At 36.5% G+C, this 16,797-nt stretch carries 12 protein-coding genes; 6 read left to right on the forward strand and 6 right to left on the reverse strand.

Annotation, left to right across the window (positions count from 1 at the left end):
- Positions 1-360 precede the first annotated feature (360 nt).
- The 5 genes from lepA to dnaK all read right to left on the reverse strand — a co-directional run bounded on the left by lepA (position 361) and on the right by dnaK (position 10,349).
- A complete protein-coding gene (lepA, locus tag ACFIJZ_RS00415) occupies positions 361-2,166 on the reverse strand; it encodes a translation elongation factor 4 (RefSeq protein WP_375630561.1) in 1,806 nt (601 codons plus the stop codon).
- Between the two features lie 1,428 nt (positions 2,167-3,594).
- Entirely contained in the window at positions 3,595-4,509 is a 915-nt protein-coding gene (locus ACFIJZ_RS00420; RefSeq protein ID WP_375630563.1) for a DMT family transporter, read from the reverse strand.
- Positions 4,510-4,541: 32 nt separating this feature from the next.
- Positions 4,542-5,447 carry an acetylglutamate kinase gene (argB, locus tag ACFIJZ_RS00425; RefSeq protein ID WP_375630729.1) on the reverse strand — a complete coding sequence of 302 codons (906 nt, stop codon included), beginning with the start codon at positions 5,445-5,447 and terminating at the stop codon, positions 4,542-4,544.
- A 1,708-nt stretch (positions 5,448-7,155) separates the two neighbouring features.
- Complete coding sequence (gene dnaJ, locus ACFIJZ_RS00430) at positions 7,156-8,298, reverse strand: molecular chaperone DnaJ (RefSeq protein WP_273790234.1); 1,143 nt, start codon at positions 8,296-8,298, stop codon at positions 7,156-7,158.
- 158 nt (positions 8,299-8,456) lie between these two features.
- A complete protein-coding gene (gene dnaK / locus ACFIJZ_RS00435; protein ID WP_273790233.1) occupies positions 8,457-10,349 on the reverse strand; it encodes a molecular chaperone DnaK in 1,893 nt (630 codons plus the stop codon).
- A gap of 967 nt (positions 10,350-11,316) precedes the next feature.
- On the opposite strand from dnaK, the gene ACFIJZ_RS00440 reads away from it, so the two are divergent.
- Positions 11,317-11,871 (forward strand): copper chaperone PCu(A)C, encoded by a 555-nt coding sequence (locus ACFIJZ_RS00440; protein WP_273790231.1) that lies wholly within the window; start codon positions 11,317-11,319, stop codon positions 11,869-11,871.
- A 109-nt stretch (positions 11,872-11,980) separates the two neighbouring features.
- Here the strand turns inward: ACFIJZ_RS00440 and lysM are convergent, their stop codons facing one another.
- The gene (gene lysM / locus ACFIJZ_RS00445; protein WP_375630565.1) at positions 11,981-12,436 is read right to left on the reverse strand and encodes a peptidoglycan-binding protein LysM; all 456 of its coding nucleotides are present in this window, start codon (positions 12,434-12,436) and stop codon (positions 11,981-11,983) included.
- A gap of 386 nt (positions 12,437-12,822) precedes the next feature.
- On the opposite strand from lysM, the gene ACFIJZ_RS00450 reads away from it, so the two are divergent.
- The 5 genes from ACFIJZ_RS00450 (at position 12,823) to ACFIJZ_RS00470 (ending at position 16,698) form a co-directional block, all read left to right on the forward strand.
- Positions 12,823-13,545, forward strand: a complete 723-nt coding sequence (locus ACFIJZ_RS00450) for a response regulator transcription factor (RefSeq protein ID WP_005774392.1) — start codon at positions 12,823-12,825, stop codon at positions 13,543-13,545.
- Positions 13,546-13,584: 39 nt separating this feature from the next.
- On the forward strand, positions 13,585-15,369 hold the full coding sequence (locus ACFIJZ_RS00455) for a stimulus-sensing domain-containing protein (protein ID WP_375630569.1): 1,785 nt from the start codon (positions 13,585-13,587) through the stop codon (positions 15,367-15,369).
- 23 nt (positions 15,370-15,392) lie between these two features.
- On the forward strand, positions 15,393-15,857 hold the full coding sequence (locus ACFIJZ_RS00460; RefSeq protein ID WP_375630571.1) for an HPr kinase/phosphatase C-terminal domain-containing protein: 465 nt from the start codon (positions 15,393-15,395) through the stop codon (positions 15,855-15,857).
- 135 nt (positions 15,858-15,992) lie between these two features.
- Positions 15,993-16,394, forward strand: coding sequence for a PTS sugar transporter subunit IIA (locus ACFIJZ_RS00465; RefSeq protein ID WP_273790227.1), 402 nt, complete (start codon positions 15,993-15,995; stop codon positions 16,392-16,394).
- A gap of 10 nt (positions 16,395-16,404) precedes the next feature.
- Positions 16,405-16,698, forward strand: coding sequence for an HPr family phosphocarrier protein (locus ACFIJZ_RS00470; protein ID WP_012754483.1), 294 nt, complete (start codon positions 16,405-16,407; stop codon positions 16,696-16,698).
- The last annotated feature ends 99 nt before the right edge of the window (positions 16,699-16,797 follow it).

Genomic DNA, 16,797 nt, shown 5'->3' on the forward strand with positions numbered 1-16,797 from the left:
TTTAAGAAAAGAATAAAAATGTCTTTAATGAGTTTTCTCAAGCACTATGTGTCTTTATGACAATAAATATGGTTATGAGTTTTATGTCATTCACGGAAGCTTTACCGTTATACTTTCTACGCACGCTATCGTGAAATGAGGTCGAGTGTATTGAGAGATATTTATTAAAATACGTGCACAAATATGCAACACAAACGCATTTTGTTTAAAGCATTCTGTTTTACATGAGAAAGTGACACCATTACGCAATACACAAAAACATAAAGCACGGCGCAATTCTATTTAAAGTGTCCTTTAAACACCTGAACCAATCGACAAAAGCAAAAGCGCAATCAATGAGAGAAAATACTCCTTTTTTCATTATTTGTTCATTTTGAGCGCTTGAATAAATGCTGATTGTGGAATTTCTACTTTTCCAAATTGGCGCATCCGCTTTTTGCCTTCTTTTTGCTTTTCCAAAAGTTTGCGCTTACGCGTAACATCACCCCCGTAACATTTCGCTGTTACATCTTTACGCAAAGCACGAATCGTTTCGCGCGCTATAACTTTACCACCAATAGCCGCTTGAACTGGAATCTGAAACATATGCTGGGGAATAAGATCTTTCAGTTTTTCACACATGGAACGCCCGCGCTTTTCTGCAATCGTGCGGTGAACAAGCATCGATAATGCATCAATAGGCTCTCCATTCACCAAAATAGACATTTTAACTAAATCACCTTCTGCATAATCTGTCATTTGATAATCAAAAGAAGCATAACCCTTTGAGATTGATTTTAGCCGGTCATAAAAATCAAAAACAACTTCATTCAGTGGTAAATCATACGTTACCATAGCACGGATTCCAACATAGGACAAACCAACCTGTACCCCGCGCCGCTCTTGGCATAGTTCTAAAATTGACCCAAGATAATTATCAGGAGTCATGATTGTCGCCCGAATCCACGGTTCTTCTATGGAAGAAATTTTAACCACATCAGGCATATCCGCTGGATTGTGCAACTCTTTAACAGAACCATCATTCATATTCATGCGATAAACAACCGAAGGTGCTGTCGCGATTAAATCCAAATTAAACTCACGCTCTAATCGCTCTTGAATAATTTCAAGATGCAGAAGTCCCAAAAATCCACAGCGAAAACCAAACCCCAAAGCCGCAGATGTTTCCATTTCAAAAGAAAAACTCGCATCATTTAAGCGTAATTTGCCCATGGCTGCACGCAAATCATCAAAATCGGCAGCATCAATTGGAAAAAGTCCACAAAAGACAACCGGTTGCGCAGGCTTAAAACCAGGTAAAGCATTTTCACAAGGACGGCGCTCTTCAGTAATCGTATCCCCAACCCGTGTATCTGCTACCTCTTTGATAGAAGCAGTGATAAAACCAATCTCGCCCGGTCCTAATTCATCAACCTGTACCATTTTAGGTGTAAAAACCCCAACGCGCTCAACTGGATATTTTGCTCCTGTACCCATCATACGAATGGTTTGGCCTTTTTTTAAAATACCATCTATCACCCGTACCAAAACAATAACACCAAGATATGCATCATACCAGCTATCAACCAACATTGCTTTCAAGGGATTTGCAACATCGCCTATATGTGGAGGTGGTAATTGTGCAACAATTGCCTCCAAAACATCAGGAACACCCAAACCTGTTTTTGCTGATATTTCTACTGCTTGAGATGTATCAATGCCTATTACATCTTCAATTTGTTCTTTAACACGCTCAGGTTCTGCTGCTGGAAGATCAACTTTATTGAGAACAACAACCAACTCATGGGAATTATCAATGGCTTGATAAACATTTGCTAACGTCTGCGCCTCTACGCCTTGGCTCGCATCCACCACCAACAGAGAACCTTCACAAGCTGCCAATGAACGCGAAACCTCATAAGCAAAATCCACATGACCAGGTGTATCCATAAGATTTAAAATATAGGTTTCACCATTCTTTGCCTTATAGTGTAAACGTACCGTTTGTGCTTTAATAGTAATTCCACGTTCACGCTCAATATCCATGGAATCGAGTACTTGTTCTTTCATCTCACGTGTATCAAGCCCACCTGTTATTTGAATCAAACGATCAGCTAAAGTTGATTTGCCGTGATCAATATGCGCCACGATGGAAAAATTACGAATATAATTACGATCTATTGTCATATAAGGCGATTTAGCAAAGAATAATACAAAACGCAAAGACCAATTATGTTCCGGCTTCTATCAAAATAATATAAACCTAAAAAGCTTCTCAAAACACAACTTTTTATAGCCTAAAAAATGAGGCTTTTGTTTGCTAAATTAAATCCAAGGGTGCTAAAATGATTCTTTCACATCTTATTTGATAACTCATATCTGTAGTAAGCCGGCACCATCACACACTTTGCCAGCCTCCAATATTACGACGATCCTTTACACTTGAAAAAGTTTATAAGAGATATGCTTTTCTTGTACAGTCTTTACCCACATGCCCCCACCCACTTGTGATGTGTAAGCAAGTGATTTGGATTGATTTAACATGAAAATGATTTGACGTGAGAAAATTTTACGGTATTCAGGGTTCTAATTCAATGTGAATAGTGCTATATTATAATTATAAATCAATGTATTATCATATTTATATGATGGGCGTGTATATCACTTAGGCTTGCAATAAATTCGCAAGAAATGCTTTTTTATTTGTACGCAATAATCTTCTTTTTTAGTAATCTTATATAAAATAATATGAATATCGCGGGAGTTTCTTCTCAATTTTTAAAACTTTAGAAATATGCTCTATTGAGTGATGTTTTTATATACTTTTTATATAACTCCTTCCTTCCTCCATTAAGCATAAAGCACACCAATCCTCTTCGATTCATTGGATAACACATTGATTTATAATGATCGTTTATTGTTTTGCGATTTAAATTAAAACTCTGAATATCGCGAGCCTCTCTCATTTTAAATCTTCTCATAATGAATCAATAAATTTTTTGCTTCCCCATTATAAAACAGAGCTAGTGTATGGATAAAAACGTTTAAGAAATGAGTAAAAATGCCTCTCTCTTTCAAATGCCAAAGGCTATCATAATATTGAGAACTGATAAAGAAAATGCTAGTGCCCTTTATTTTAAGTAAAATGATGATGCTCTGTGGTTTTTCTATACTTCATGCGGACTGTCAATGAATATGATGTATATTGAGAAAATTATCTTTTAAAAAACGATTTAATGTACAACGTTATGGGGATACTTTGGGCGTTCTATTTTGCATGAGAAGCGTAACTCTATTAAAGGACAAAAGAAATAACGTGCGACAGTGCGTAATTCTCATTATTCAAAAACATTACCGTAGATGTTTTTGAAAGTTGTTAAAGCCAAATTTAAACATGATCGTAAAGATGAGCGTTAATTTTTACCTTTATATCACCTCATGCTTTGGCTCAATAAAGGTTGTCTTCCCGTTTCAGAAGTTAGGCAAACAGATACATGCAAAAGCTGGAATAACTTATAGAACTTCTTAATCATCTTAATATTAAAAAAGCTTCAAAAATGAAAACTCTACAAGCAAAAATCTCATGCAATAAAATCATAATAAAAAAATGTATAGCTAATCAATTTTTTTAATTGCTTTATTTTTTTTACGCCATTGTGAAGGTTGTAATTCAGCCACAATTATCCCAATCAGAATAAGCAAACCGCCCAATAAAGCTAAGGGAGATAAATGTTCGCCAGCCAAACGCCCAACAATACCAGCCCATACCGGTTCACCTGCGTAAATGAGTGTCGCACGCGTAGGGGAAATAGACTTTTGTGCCCAATTCATAGCTAATTGAATGATGGCACTCATTAATGCCAATCCTATACCAATATTAAACCACACCCACGAAAATTCAGGGATGCTTTCACCCATCAAAGGCATACAAGCAAATGAAAAAAAACCACTAAAAAATAACTGAATAATGGTTACACGCCGACTATCAACCTTGTTCGCAAAAATTCCGATGAGTATGACTTCTCCAGCAATCGCTAAAGCGCCTAACAAAGTTAAAATTTCGCCTTTTGAAAAATCAAAATTTCCCAGCTTTTGTCCTGAAATAAATACAAGCCCAATAAAAGCGAAAATAATACCAATCCAACAAGCTAAACGGGGAGGTTTTTTAAAAACAATCCATTGCAAGATTGGAACCATCGGTACATAAAGCGCTGTGATAAAAGCTGACTGACTACTAATAATTGTTTGAAGTCCAGCTGCTTGAAAAGCATAACCAAAAAACATGGCTAAACCTATCGCCATCCCAGCGAAAACTTCATAAACAGTTATACCTTTTATAGAGCGCCAAAAAATTACCCCACATATAAGAGATGCAACAATAAAACGAAATCCAACAAAAAACAGAGGACCACTATAGCGTACCGCAATGTGAATGACTAAAAATGTAACGCCCCACAATATTGTCGCAGTAAATATTGCCAATTCTGGCTTACTTAATAAAGGATATTTAAACTGTTTTAGATTCACCATGAAAAACTTTCTCTTCCAATTTTCCCCACAATTTATGAAACAATAAGCGTTCCAACTCCCTGTTCGGTAAACAGCTCTAGTAAAACAGAATGAGGAGTTTTACCATTTAAAATGACAACACCTTCCACGCCATTTTGAAGGGCTTTTATACAAGTCTCTACTTTTGGAATCATGCCTCCTGAAATTGTCCCATTTTTAATAAATTTCTCAGCTTCAGAAACTGTCAATTCTTTTAAAAGTTTACCCTGGCTATCCAAAACACCAGGAACATCAGTGAGAAATAAAAGGCGTTTAGCCTCTAATGCACCAGCAATAGCTCCAGCAAAAATATCAGCATTAATATTATAAGTTTTACCATCGCGTCCTGGAGCCACAGGAGCAAGAACCGGTATCATTTCAGAACATGCTAAAAGATCTAGCAATGTGCGGTCAACTTCAACAGGCTCACCAACAAACCCCAAATCTAAAACACGCTCAATATGCGAATCAGGATCAATGACAGTTTTATAAGCCTTTTCGGCAAAAACCATATTGCCATCCTTGCCGCATAATCCTATTGCCCATTCTCCCTCAGCATTGATGAGAGCAACAATTTCTTTATTTATGGAACCCGCTAAAACCATTTCAACCACTTCAACGATCCGCTCATCGGTTACCCGTAATCCGTTTTCAAATCGCGATTCAATCCCCATTTTCATTAAAATTTCAGCAATTTGAGGCCCACCACCATGAACAACAACAGGATTAATCCCCGATTGCTTTAATAGAGCAATATCACGCGCAAATGCTCGCCCCAAAGCAGGATCACCCATAGCATGGCCGCCATATTTTACCACGACCGTTTCATTTTCATATTTTTGCATATAGGGTAAAGCAGACGATAAAAATGCTGCTTGTTTTTCCAAAACATCTACATCACCGTTTTTAGCATCATCCATCAATAGAGCCTCCTCATCACTTTTTACCATCTCTTAATGAAATTTAGGAAAAGTGAAAACAATAAAACCAAACTTTACTCTATCCACCCCCCTGAAAATCGTCAATTTTCCTCTAAATTACGAAAAAGGAATAGCGAAATGAAATACAAAAACTTCCTTTAAAAATTGACAGCGAAAAATTAAACAAAATAGGCGTAAAAAACGTCATTATTTTATGATCTTATATATAAAATTGAAAAGCAAAATTTTGAAGCTACGCTGCACATTCAACTCATTAGTTTATCCCTACGGATACTTAACAATGAATAGGAATATATACAACCATTGATTTTATAAGATAAAAATAAAGTTTCTTATAATAATAAAATTAACATATTCCCAAGATTAAGAAATCACTCAACTGCTTTATAGCTTATCCCAATAAACTATAACTTTGGTTTTAAAAATTTGACTTTTTCTCAATCATAAAACATGAGGAAATGTCAACTGAACGCTCCTTATGGAGAATCATAATAAGTTAATTTATAATAATAATTTATCTTTTTATATCGTAAAATCGAAAAAAGGCTTTGCAACATTATCCATATATTGTGATAGCTCTTCAAAAGCATCTTCGTAAAAGCATTTAATTGTTTAGATTACTCTCTTCGTAAGATTTGATAAAATTTCTCATTTTCATGATCTGTCATTAAGTTTTTCTTTTTGCATAGCAATACATGCTTGAATTATTCAATGTTTTTTAGAATTGTTAATTCTTTTAATGTATTATTTTAATTATGTTATTTTATGAAAAAAGATTCATTTCGTATACTTCTCTTTCCATATCACTAACAATTTCAATAATATATCGTGCTGTTTTCTAAGCATATTGTGCTATTTTTTATGGTATTTATTTTTTCTTTTTAAAGGTAACTTCCTCTATCTTCCCACCAACTTTTTATTATGCCAATAAATTCAATTAAGTGAATTCCATCGAATCTGTTTCCCTACAAGAGAGATACATCGAATACCTCAAAACGTGTTTTGTTATGTCTTCTTTAGCATTAAACACACATTATCTCATTCCACAATTTCTTTGGAACAAAATAAACTTGATTATAGCGTTTTTTATTATCTGGAAGAAGTATTTATGACATCAGAAATACAAAACTAAATCCGCATCTAAAAAGACATGATTACGGCTAAAAGCTAAGATGAGGCATGTAAAAGCTATTCCAAATAAAATAACCCTTATTTTAAAGGAAGCAGTGATTAAAACTATGAAAAATGCCAAAAATAAAATCGGTTATAAGAAGTTGATACTTTATTTGAAATAAGATGGATTGCCTAACAGCTTATTTAGCGTTTCTTGGCAAGCTGCTACCTATTTTACAGTTTTATTATAGAGCCTTTAAAAAGAAATACAAAAAATACTGAATGCATAAAGGCAGTTATCATGACACTGGCAATATTTATTATCAATCACTCAATTGCGTTCTTATATGGATAAGCCCTTTTTAAAATGTCATAGACACTCAAAAATAAGACTTATCCATAAAACTCATGAAATATAAAAACTATCAGCAGCAGGAGTTTATCCTAAATTAGCTGTCTCTCTCTTTTCTTTTCAAGAAAAAATGCTTTTCAAAGACAATGAGATAATAGAAAACTTAATGAAAATAACTTTCCTACAGCTCTCTCTAATTATTCTGAGAACATTCACATAATTTTAACCAGAAATATTTTCAAAAAATTCTTTCATACGTGAAAAAAAACCATGTGATTGCGGTGAATTTTCATGATTTGAGAGCTTTTCAAATTTTTGCAACAATTCACGTTGTTCTTGCGTTAATTTCTGCGGTGTCTCAATCGTGATATGGATGTAAAGATCACCCCTTGCTTGCTGACGGCGCAACATGGGCATACCTTTGCCTCTAAGGCGGAATTGACGTCCATTTTGTGTCCCTTCTGGAATCTTAACGCGTGCTTTAACACCATCAAGGTCGGAAACTTCAAACTCTCCTCCTAAAGCAGCTGTTACCATTGAAATAGGAACGCGACAGTGAAGATCTGCTCCTTCTCGCTGAAAAAACTCATGCGGTTTAATGGAAAGGAAAATATAAAGATCACCATTGGGGCCACCACGAATACCAGCATCACCCTCACCAGAAAGGCGAATACGCGTTCCATCTTCAATACCAGCTGGAACATTTACGCTCAATGAACGTTTTTTCTCTATGCGTCGTGTCCCCTGACATTTGGGGCATGGATCCGTAATAGTTTCACCACGTCCATGACATGAAGGACATGTTCGCTCAATAGAAAAGAAACCTTGTGCTGCACGCACACGACCAGATCCATGACATATTCCACAAACTTGCGGCTTAGAGCCCTTTCTCGCTCCTGATCCCTCACAAACATCACACGTGACGGAACTGGGAATATTAATTTCTGCAGTTTTTCCTGAAAATGCCTCTTCTAAAGTCACTTCCATATTATAACTCAAATCTGCACCACGTTCGCGACTATCACCACGCTTACGGTGTGTCCCTCCCATAATCTCACCAAAAAAGTCTTCGAAAATATCCGCAAATCCACCACCAGCAGCAAAACCGCCAAAGGGATTTGCTCCCCCTTGACCACCGCTATTTTCAAAGGCCGCATGGCCAAATCGATCATAAGCAGCACGCTTCTGAGGATCTTTAAGAACTTCATAGGCTTCGCCAATTTCTTTGAATTTTCGCTCTGCCTCTTTATCCCCCGCGTTGCGATCAGGATGATATTGCATTGCCAACTTACGAAAAGCAGATTTCAACTTTTTATCATCACATTCGCGAGTCACGCCAAGAATTTCATAATAGTCAACCTTCATCATGTATTCCTGATAATTTTTCTGTCATCCATCTTTATGGATAATATTGCTTTTAATTTATATTTTTAGCAACAAAGTTGCAACTTATCTCAAATAATAAAGCCCAGCCTTATATTTCAAAGGCCGGGTTTATAAATTAATCAACACATATGCTGACACTATTTCTTCTTATCATTAACTTCTTCAAAATCAGCATCAACAACATCATCATTCTTTGCCTCTGTTTCAGTGTCAGCGCTCGCTGCTTGTGAGGCTTCGTACATAGCCTGTCCAAGCTTCATACTGACTTCTGCTAATTTTTGCATCTTTGTTGTTACTTCTTCCGTATCACTGCCTTCAAGCGCAGATTTCAAATCAGATATTGCTGTTTCAATCTGTCCCTTTTCTTCAGCTGATACTTTATCGCCATATTCATTGAGCGACTTTTCAGTTGAATGAATAAGAGCCTCCGCTTGATTTCTAGCTTCAACACCTTCACGGCGTTTTTTATCCTCAGCCGCGTGCTCTTCTGCATCCTTTACCATTTTTTCAATATCAGCATCACTTAAACCACCTGATGCCTGAATACGAATTTGATGCTCTTTACCTGTTCCCTTATCTTTGGCCGAAACATTAACAATACCATTCGCATCGATATCAAAAGTAACTTCAATTTGAGGTATACCACGTGGTGCTGGAGGAATACCAACAAGATCAAATTGAGCCAATAACTTATTATCACTTGCCATTTCCCGTTCACCTTGGAAAACACGAATCGTCACAGCACTCTGGTTATCATCAGCTGTCGAAAAAACTTGCGATTTTTTTGTTGGGATAGTGGTATTGCGCTCAATAAGGCGTGTGAAAACCCCACCCAAGGTTTCAATACCCAAAGATAAAGGCGTTACATCTAGCAACAACACGTCTTTGACATCGCCTTGCAATACACCTCCTTGGATGGCAGCACCCATTGCGACCACTTCATCAGGATTAACACCTTTGTGTGGATCCTTACCAAAGAAGCTCTGCACGACTTGCTGAATCTTGGGCATACGTGTCATACCACCTACTAAAACAACTTCGTCAATTTCACCAGCCTTTAATCCAGCATCTTTCAACGCAGCTTTACAAGGCTCGATGGTACGCTGCACTAAATCGTCAACGAGAGATTCAAATTTTGCCCGAGTCAATTTCATTGTTAAGTGCTTGGGACCTGATTGATCTGCCGTGATAAATGGTAAATTGATTTCTGTTTGCTGTGACGAAGAAAGCTCAATTTTTGCTTTTTCTGCCGCTTCTTTTAAGCGCTGTAAAGCTAATTTATCATTTTTCAGATCAATTCCTTGCTCTTTTTTGAATTCATCTGCAAAATAACCAACTAGGCGCATATCAAAGTCTTCACCACCTAAAAACGTATCTCCATTGGTTGATTTAACTTCAAAAACGCCATCTCCAATTTCAAGAACTGAAATATCAAATGTACCACCACCAAGATCGTAAACTGCTATTGTTTTTCCGTCTTTTTTGTCCAAACCATAAGCTAAAGCAGCAGCTGTTGGCTCATTAATAATCCGTAAAACTTCAAGTCCAGCAATTTTACCCGCGTCTTTCGTAGCTTGACGTTGCGCATCATTAAAATAAGCAGGAACCGTAATAACGGCTTGTTCAACTTTTTCACCAAGATAAGATTCTGCTGTTTCCTTCATCTTTTGCAAAATCATAGCTGAAATTTGCGACGGAGAATATTTCTTTCCCGCTTCTTCAACCCATGCATCACCATTGTCACCTTTAACAATTTTATAAGGCACAAGTGCTTTATCTTTTTCAACCATAGGGTCATCAAAACGGCGCCCTATCAAACGTTTAACTGCAAAAACTGTCCCTTCAGGATTTGTCACCGCCTGCCGTTTAGCAGGCTGCCCAACAAGCCGCTCCCCCCCATCAGTAAAGGCAACAACGGAAGGTGTTGTTCGCGCTCCTTCTGAGTTTTCAATAACTTTTGCGTTTTTGCCATCCATAACAGCCACACAAGAGTTCGTTGTCCCCAAATCAATACCAATTACTTTTGCCATATTATAATCTCCATTCAGCAAGCTACCTCAACCTTCATAAAGCATCTTTTTAAGATAGCTCCTCATAACACCTAAAGCCCGTATATTGCTTCAAGCAACATAAAATAATAATAAACTGCAAGTCGCAACAAGCCTTGCTGCCTCGTATATAAGAACAGGCTTTTATTGCTACAAGAGAATAATGAGAGAAACATCTCCAAAATAAAAAATTTATTTTAAAATAGGCGCTCTAATGACCCATAAATACCATATTTATGAGAGACTTGAGATTATAATATATTTTTCTTGCAATTCTCAACAAATATATCTTTCTATAAAAATTAAAAAAATAAAAGAGTGATTGCACTCTCGCTCTTGATCTTCTCATCATTGATAAAAAATACCCACGTAAAAGCTTTTTAAAAGGCGAATAATTTATATCACGAATATTATAAATTTTTCTTGGACTAAAATAATCATCATATCTAATGCTCACATCTGTAAAGGTATTATCCATCGATCTCCTTTCAAAAATTCTCCTTCTAACGATCTCATTGTTTGCGGTTATTTGAAATCTATGCTTTAAACTCACCTAAAGCGTTTTTTCCTAACTGTATAATTTTGAACTTTGAAAATATATAAAAATGCGTCTGTATAAACGCTTTAAAATGCCAAGAGCTGTTATAATATTAAAATTGGTAAAGTGGTTGATGATTGTTCTATATTATATTTTATTAAGCAAAATAGTAGTGCATCATAGATTTTATACCATTTACAAATATTATTTATGAGATGAATACGGAAGTGTTGAGAGGTGTGTTGTCGTTGTAAACCTTACTGCCTTCCTTTAGAATCAAATAATTCTATGATTTTTATTCTCATACTCAAATCAATTTCATTTTAGTATTTCTTTCTTTTATTTTAAATAAAAGCTCTGCTAAAATAAAAAAATATTCAAAGTGTGAATCTTATGAAGGAGGGTAAATCAATGATGACATCTATTATTAAGAAAATAACAAATCTCATCTTTAAGAATATAATCCATACACAATATCCATACAAAAAGGTTATCATAAATATCGTGTGTGCTCTTCTCTTTGCTGGTATAACCCTGCCAGCAGGTGCTCAGCAATATAAACTTGGCGACATAGAAATTCTCAATCCTTGGACACGAGAAACACCTAAAGGTATAAGAGTTGGTAGCGGTTATCTCTACATTATTAATCACAGTAATACTCCAGACCGTTTGGTTTCTATTTCCACAAACGGAGTAAAAACAACAGAGATACACTCTATGGCTGTCGTTAATGATATTATGAAAATGGAAAAAATGCACAATGGCATTGAAATTCCGGGAAATGGAGAAATCACGCTTAAGCCTGGCGGTGATCATATTATGTTTATGGGGCTTTCAAAACCATTCAAGTTAGGTGATAAAATTAGCGCAAAATTGACATTTGAGAAAGCAGGAACCATTGATGTTGATTTCTCTGTAAACGCTATGAAAGTACCATCACCTTCTAAATCCTCTCTTGTTCACTAAGCTCCTTTTATATAAATACACACTTTATAAAATGAAGGAGCGTGAATTTTTTTACGCTCCTTTATTTTTTGTTTAATGCCATCAGTAAAAAATTATCCTCTTTGATGAATTAACTATGGTCAATTTCAGGAATACGTAAAACTTGTCCAGGATAAATTTTATCGGGAGATTTTAGCATTGGCTTATTGGCTTCAAAAATAAATGTGTTTTTATTACCTTGCCCTTTTCCATAAACCTCTTCAGCAATTTTCCAAAGATTATCATCAGATTTAACCTCATAAAAGCGAGAAGTTTTTCTAGGCGTTGTATCTATAACCTTTAATTGATCAACATCTACAGAAGAGATACCTTGTGAATTGCCAACAACCAGCAGTGCTTTTTCAAGTGTTTCCCTGTCTGGAACTTCACCGCTTAAAATAGCTTTACCGTCTTCAACTTGAATATTGACTTTTTCTGTACCGAGTTGAAAATCATCAAATGCTCTTTTAAAATCCTTTTCTTTTGGTTCATGGTCCCCAATACCTAACTTTTCCCCTACAGTTTTAATAAAATTAAAAAATCCCATTACGACCTCCTTTCGTGTAGCAGAAACAAATTTTTGTGCATATATTGCCACATTCTTTTCTTTGCTCTTAAAACACATAGGCAGATTTTCTAAACTTCAACAATCAAAACTACATCTGTTCAATTATGAGACAAATACAATAATAAACTTTGTAATAAACCTTGATAAAAAAAGCCTTTATGAAAATTTTCTCTCAAATGAAGGGATCTTAATAGACATAGAAACATTATAAATTATGAAAGCAAAACAAGATTTTACAGTAATGACAAAAGGTTTTTTACTTTGCTACAATTTGTATCATATTTGTTTTGCAAAAAAAATATGAACTCCCATATAAATAAGTGTGGGTAATTTGCTACCACAGCAATAGAAAGGTCTAAGAAACCATGAAAGATACACCAACAATCACACAAACGATTGTACTTGTTGATGATGATCGCAATATTTTGACATCTTTATCTTTTGCGCTTGAGACAGAAGGATATCGGGTTGAAAGCTATACAGATGGAGCATCTGCACTCAAGGGTCTCACACTTCACCCTCCACACTTAGCTATTTTTGATATTAAAATGCCCCGAATGGATGGGATGGAACTTTTGCGTCGTTTGCGTCAAAAATCTGATCTTCCAGTTATTTTTCTCACCTCTAAAGATGATGAAATTGATGAATTATTTGGTCTCAAAATGGGAGCTGATGATTTTATTACTAAACCTTTCTCCCAACGTCTTCTTATTGAACGCGTGAAAGCTATTTTGCGCCGTTCTAATGCACGTAACCAACCGCTTTCTACAGGAACTTCTTCCACCTCTTCTCTCAAACGTGGAGATCTTGTGATGGATCAAGAACGCCATACCTGTACATGGAAAGATAAACCTGTTATTTTAACCGTTACGGAATTTTTGATTCTGCAAACCTTAGCACAAAGACCAGGAGTTGTAAAAAGTCGTGATGCTTTAATGGATGCTGCCTATAGTGATCAAGTCTACGTAGATGATCGCACCATTGATAGTCACATTAAACGTCTGCGTAAAAAGTTTAAACAAGTGGATGATGATTTTGCAATGATTGAAACACTTTATGGTGTAGGTTATCGTTTCCACGAGGTATAAAACTACTTTGTCGCAAAAATTTGAACGGCAATCAAATCGATGACAGACAATTCTCAACTGGAAACTTTACAAAAAACAACCGTTAATGGTACATCCTCAACGCCATTTCTTATGTTTTCTCGTTTGCATCTTCGAATACAACGTCTCTTTAGACAATTGCTTTTTTCCAGCCTTACACGTCGCATTGTTATATTAAACATTGCTGCCCTTGCCGTTTTAGTTACAGGCATTTTATACCTTAACCAATTTCGCGATGGTTTAATTGAAGCAAAAATTAAAAGTTTATGTACCCAAGGAAAAATTATTGCTGGGGCTATTGCTGCTTCTGCAACAGTAGATACAAATTCTATCCTCATTGATCCCCAAAAACTCTTAGAGTTACAGACTGGTGAAAGCGTTACACCAGCCCCTCAATCAACCGATTCTTGGGATTTTCCTATTAACCCTGAGCAAGTTGCCCCTCTTTTACGGCGTCTCATCACACCTAAAACGACAAGAGCACGTATCTATGATCGTGATGCTACTCTCCTTCTTGATTCGCGCGTTCTTTATTCTAGTGGAGAAGTTTTTAGTTATGATTTACCCCCACTTAAAACAGAACAAAACATGTGGGATCGCCTTACTTCATGGTATTCAAGCGCATTTTATGGTAAAGGTATTGCTCTTGACAGAGAACAAATAAAAACCAGTGGTATTGCTTATCCAGAAGTGTACCGCGCATTAAACGGATCTCTTGCTACGGCTAAAAGACGCAACAGACAAGGGCAATTAATTGTTTCTGTTGCCGTTCCTGTTCAACGCTATCGCGCAGTGGTTGGAGCTCTTCTTCTTTCAACCACTGGTTCCGATATTGATAACATTGTAAAAGGCGAAAGACTGGTTATCTTTAAAGTTTTTGCCGTTGTAGGTAGCGTACTTTTGGTTCTTTCTCTCTTTTTGGCCCATACGATTGCCCATCCATTAAGTAAATTATCTGCCTCGGCTAATCGAGTGCGTAATGGCAATAATCAGCGTGTAGAAATTCCTGATTTTTCAATGCGTGAAGATGAAATTGGTCACCTTTCAACTTCTATTCGTGATATGACCAATGCCCTTTATATGCGTATTGAAGCCATTGAACGCTTTGCTGCTGATGTAAGCCACGAATTAAAAAATCCTCTCACCTCTCTACGCAGTGCTGTTGAAACGCTCCCTCTGGCTAAAAATGAAGAAGCACAAGAGAAATTGCTTGAAATTATTCAACATGATGTGCGCCGCCTTGATCGGTTGATTACAGATATTTCTGATGCATCACGGCTCGATGCAGAGCTTGCACGAGAAACCGCAGAGATTGTTGATATGACACCGCTTTTGGAAAGTCTTGTTCATGCTGTTCAGGAAGTGTATCGTAATACGCAAACCATTGATATAAGCCTTAATATTGTCCCACGTCCTCATGGAAAAGCCTATCTTGTATTGGGACACGAACTCCGTTTAGGACAAGTGATTTCAAATCTTCTTGAAAATGCGCGTTCTTTTATTCCTCGGAATCGTGGCAAAATTTGCATTACTATGAAAAGTCATGCTTCAACCCTTATTTTAACCATTGAAGATAATGGCCCAGGTATTCGTTCAGAAAATATTGAACGCATTTTTGAACGTTTTTATACAGATCGACCAAATGAAGATGCTTTTGGGCAAAACTCTGGACTTGGCCTTTCTATTAGTCGCCAAATCATCGAAGCTCATAATGGGACAATTACAGCCGAAAATATTATTGATCCTACACTTGGGAAGTGTAAAACTGGTGCACGTTTTACTATTATGCTTCCGCTTGCTAAATAAATCTTTTATCCAAAGTAAAAGACATGAAAACAAAATGTGAAATACTCCACGCAAATTGCCTTCAACTAGGCGGCAAGGGGCTGTTAATTATAGGTCCATCGGGATCAGGAAAATCAACCCTCACCCTTTCTTTGCTTGACCGCGCTGAGTGGTCAAAACGTGAAGCGAAGCTTATCAGTGATGATTATACAATGTTGCGTGCGGAAAATGGAAAGCTTCACGGATACACTCCCGATAATTTAGAGGGCGGCATCGAGATTCGTGGCGTTGGTCTTTATATGATAGAATTTGAAAAGCACACAACTATCGATTGTGTTATTTTTCTCGGTCCGGAATATGAACGTTTTTCCACAAATAAAACTTTTCAATTTGAAAATTTGCACATTCCTCTTTTAAAACTTCCCTCTCTTCGTGAAGCCGATTGTACAGCCATTTGTCAAGCTATTGAAGCATTTTTGTTTAAAAAAATATGGCAAAAATCTGTCTAATTTTTTTCTAAAGATAAAAAAATCACAATTTTTGCCTTTTTTTTGCAAATTTTTCTTGGCAGCAAGATAAAGCCTTGTACAATGTCTTTCCCACCAATATGGTTGGGTCTTATTAGTTAACAGGAGTTTGCGTAAATGATTGGACTCGTGCTTGTAACGCACGGTGAGCTGGCTGTCGAATTTTTACATGCCGTGGAACATGTTGTTGGAGTACAAGAAAAGTTCGCAACAATATGCGTTTATCCCGATGACGATATAGATCAGCGCCGAGGTGATATTATAGCCGCAGTAACCGATACAGATACGGATCATGGCGTCATCATATTAACAGATGTGTTCGGTGGAACACCATCAAATATAGCTATTCCTGCTATTGAAAAAGGACGCGTTGAAATGATTGCGGGTGTTAATTTGCCCATGCTTATTAAACTGATTTCTATTCGCAAATGTCCGGATATTTCATTATCAGACGCGTTAAGAATAGCACAAGAAGCAGGGCGTAAATATATTAATGTACCAAGTATGATTAGCGGATAATAAAATACCAATGTTTTCCAAAGATACCCTCCCGTGTATAAGTCGTCATTTCAATATCTGTAATAAACGTGGGTTACATGCACGTGCTTCTGCAAAATTTGTACAAACTGTTGACAATTTTAATGTTACTGTTGAAGTTGAAAAAGATGGAAAAATTGTTGGCGGATCATCAATTATGGGACTTATGATGCTAGCGGCTTCATCCGGTTGCAACCTCACCATTCGTGTTTCAGGACCAGAAGCAACAGATGCTCTTAATGCTCTTGAAAAGCTCATCAATAACAACTTTGGAGAGGAAAACTAGTGCTTTTTCATCATAAACAAGGATGATAATTCTTAGAAAATAGGAACTTTCCATCATTATTTTGAGTTTTAATTTCTCTTCCTGCTTTTATACCAATAT

It is taken from the genome of Bartonella sp. CL70QHWL, from assembly GCF_042194855.1.
Taxonomy (GTDB): Bacteria; Pseudomonadota; Alphaproteobacteria; order Rhizobiales; family Rhizobiaceae; genus Bartonella.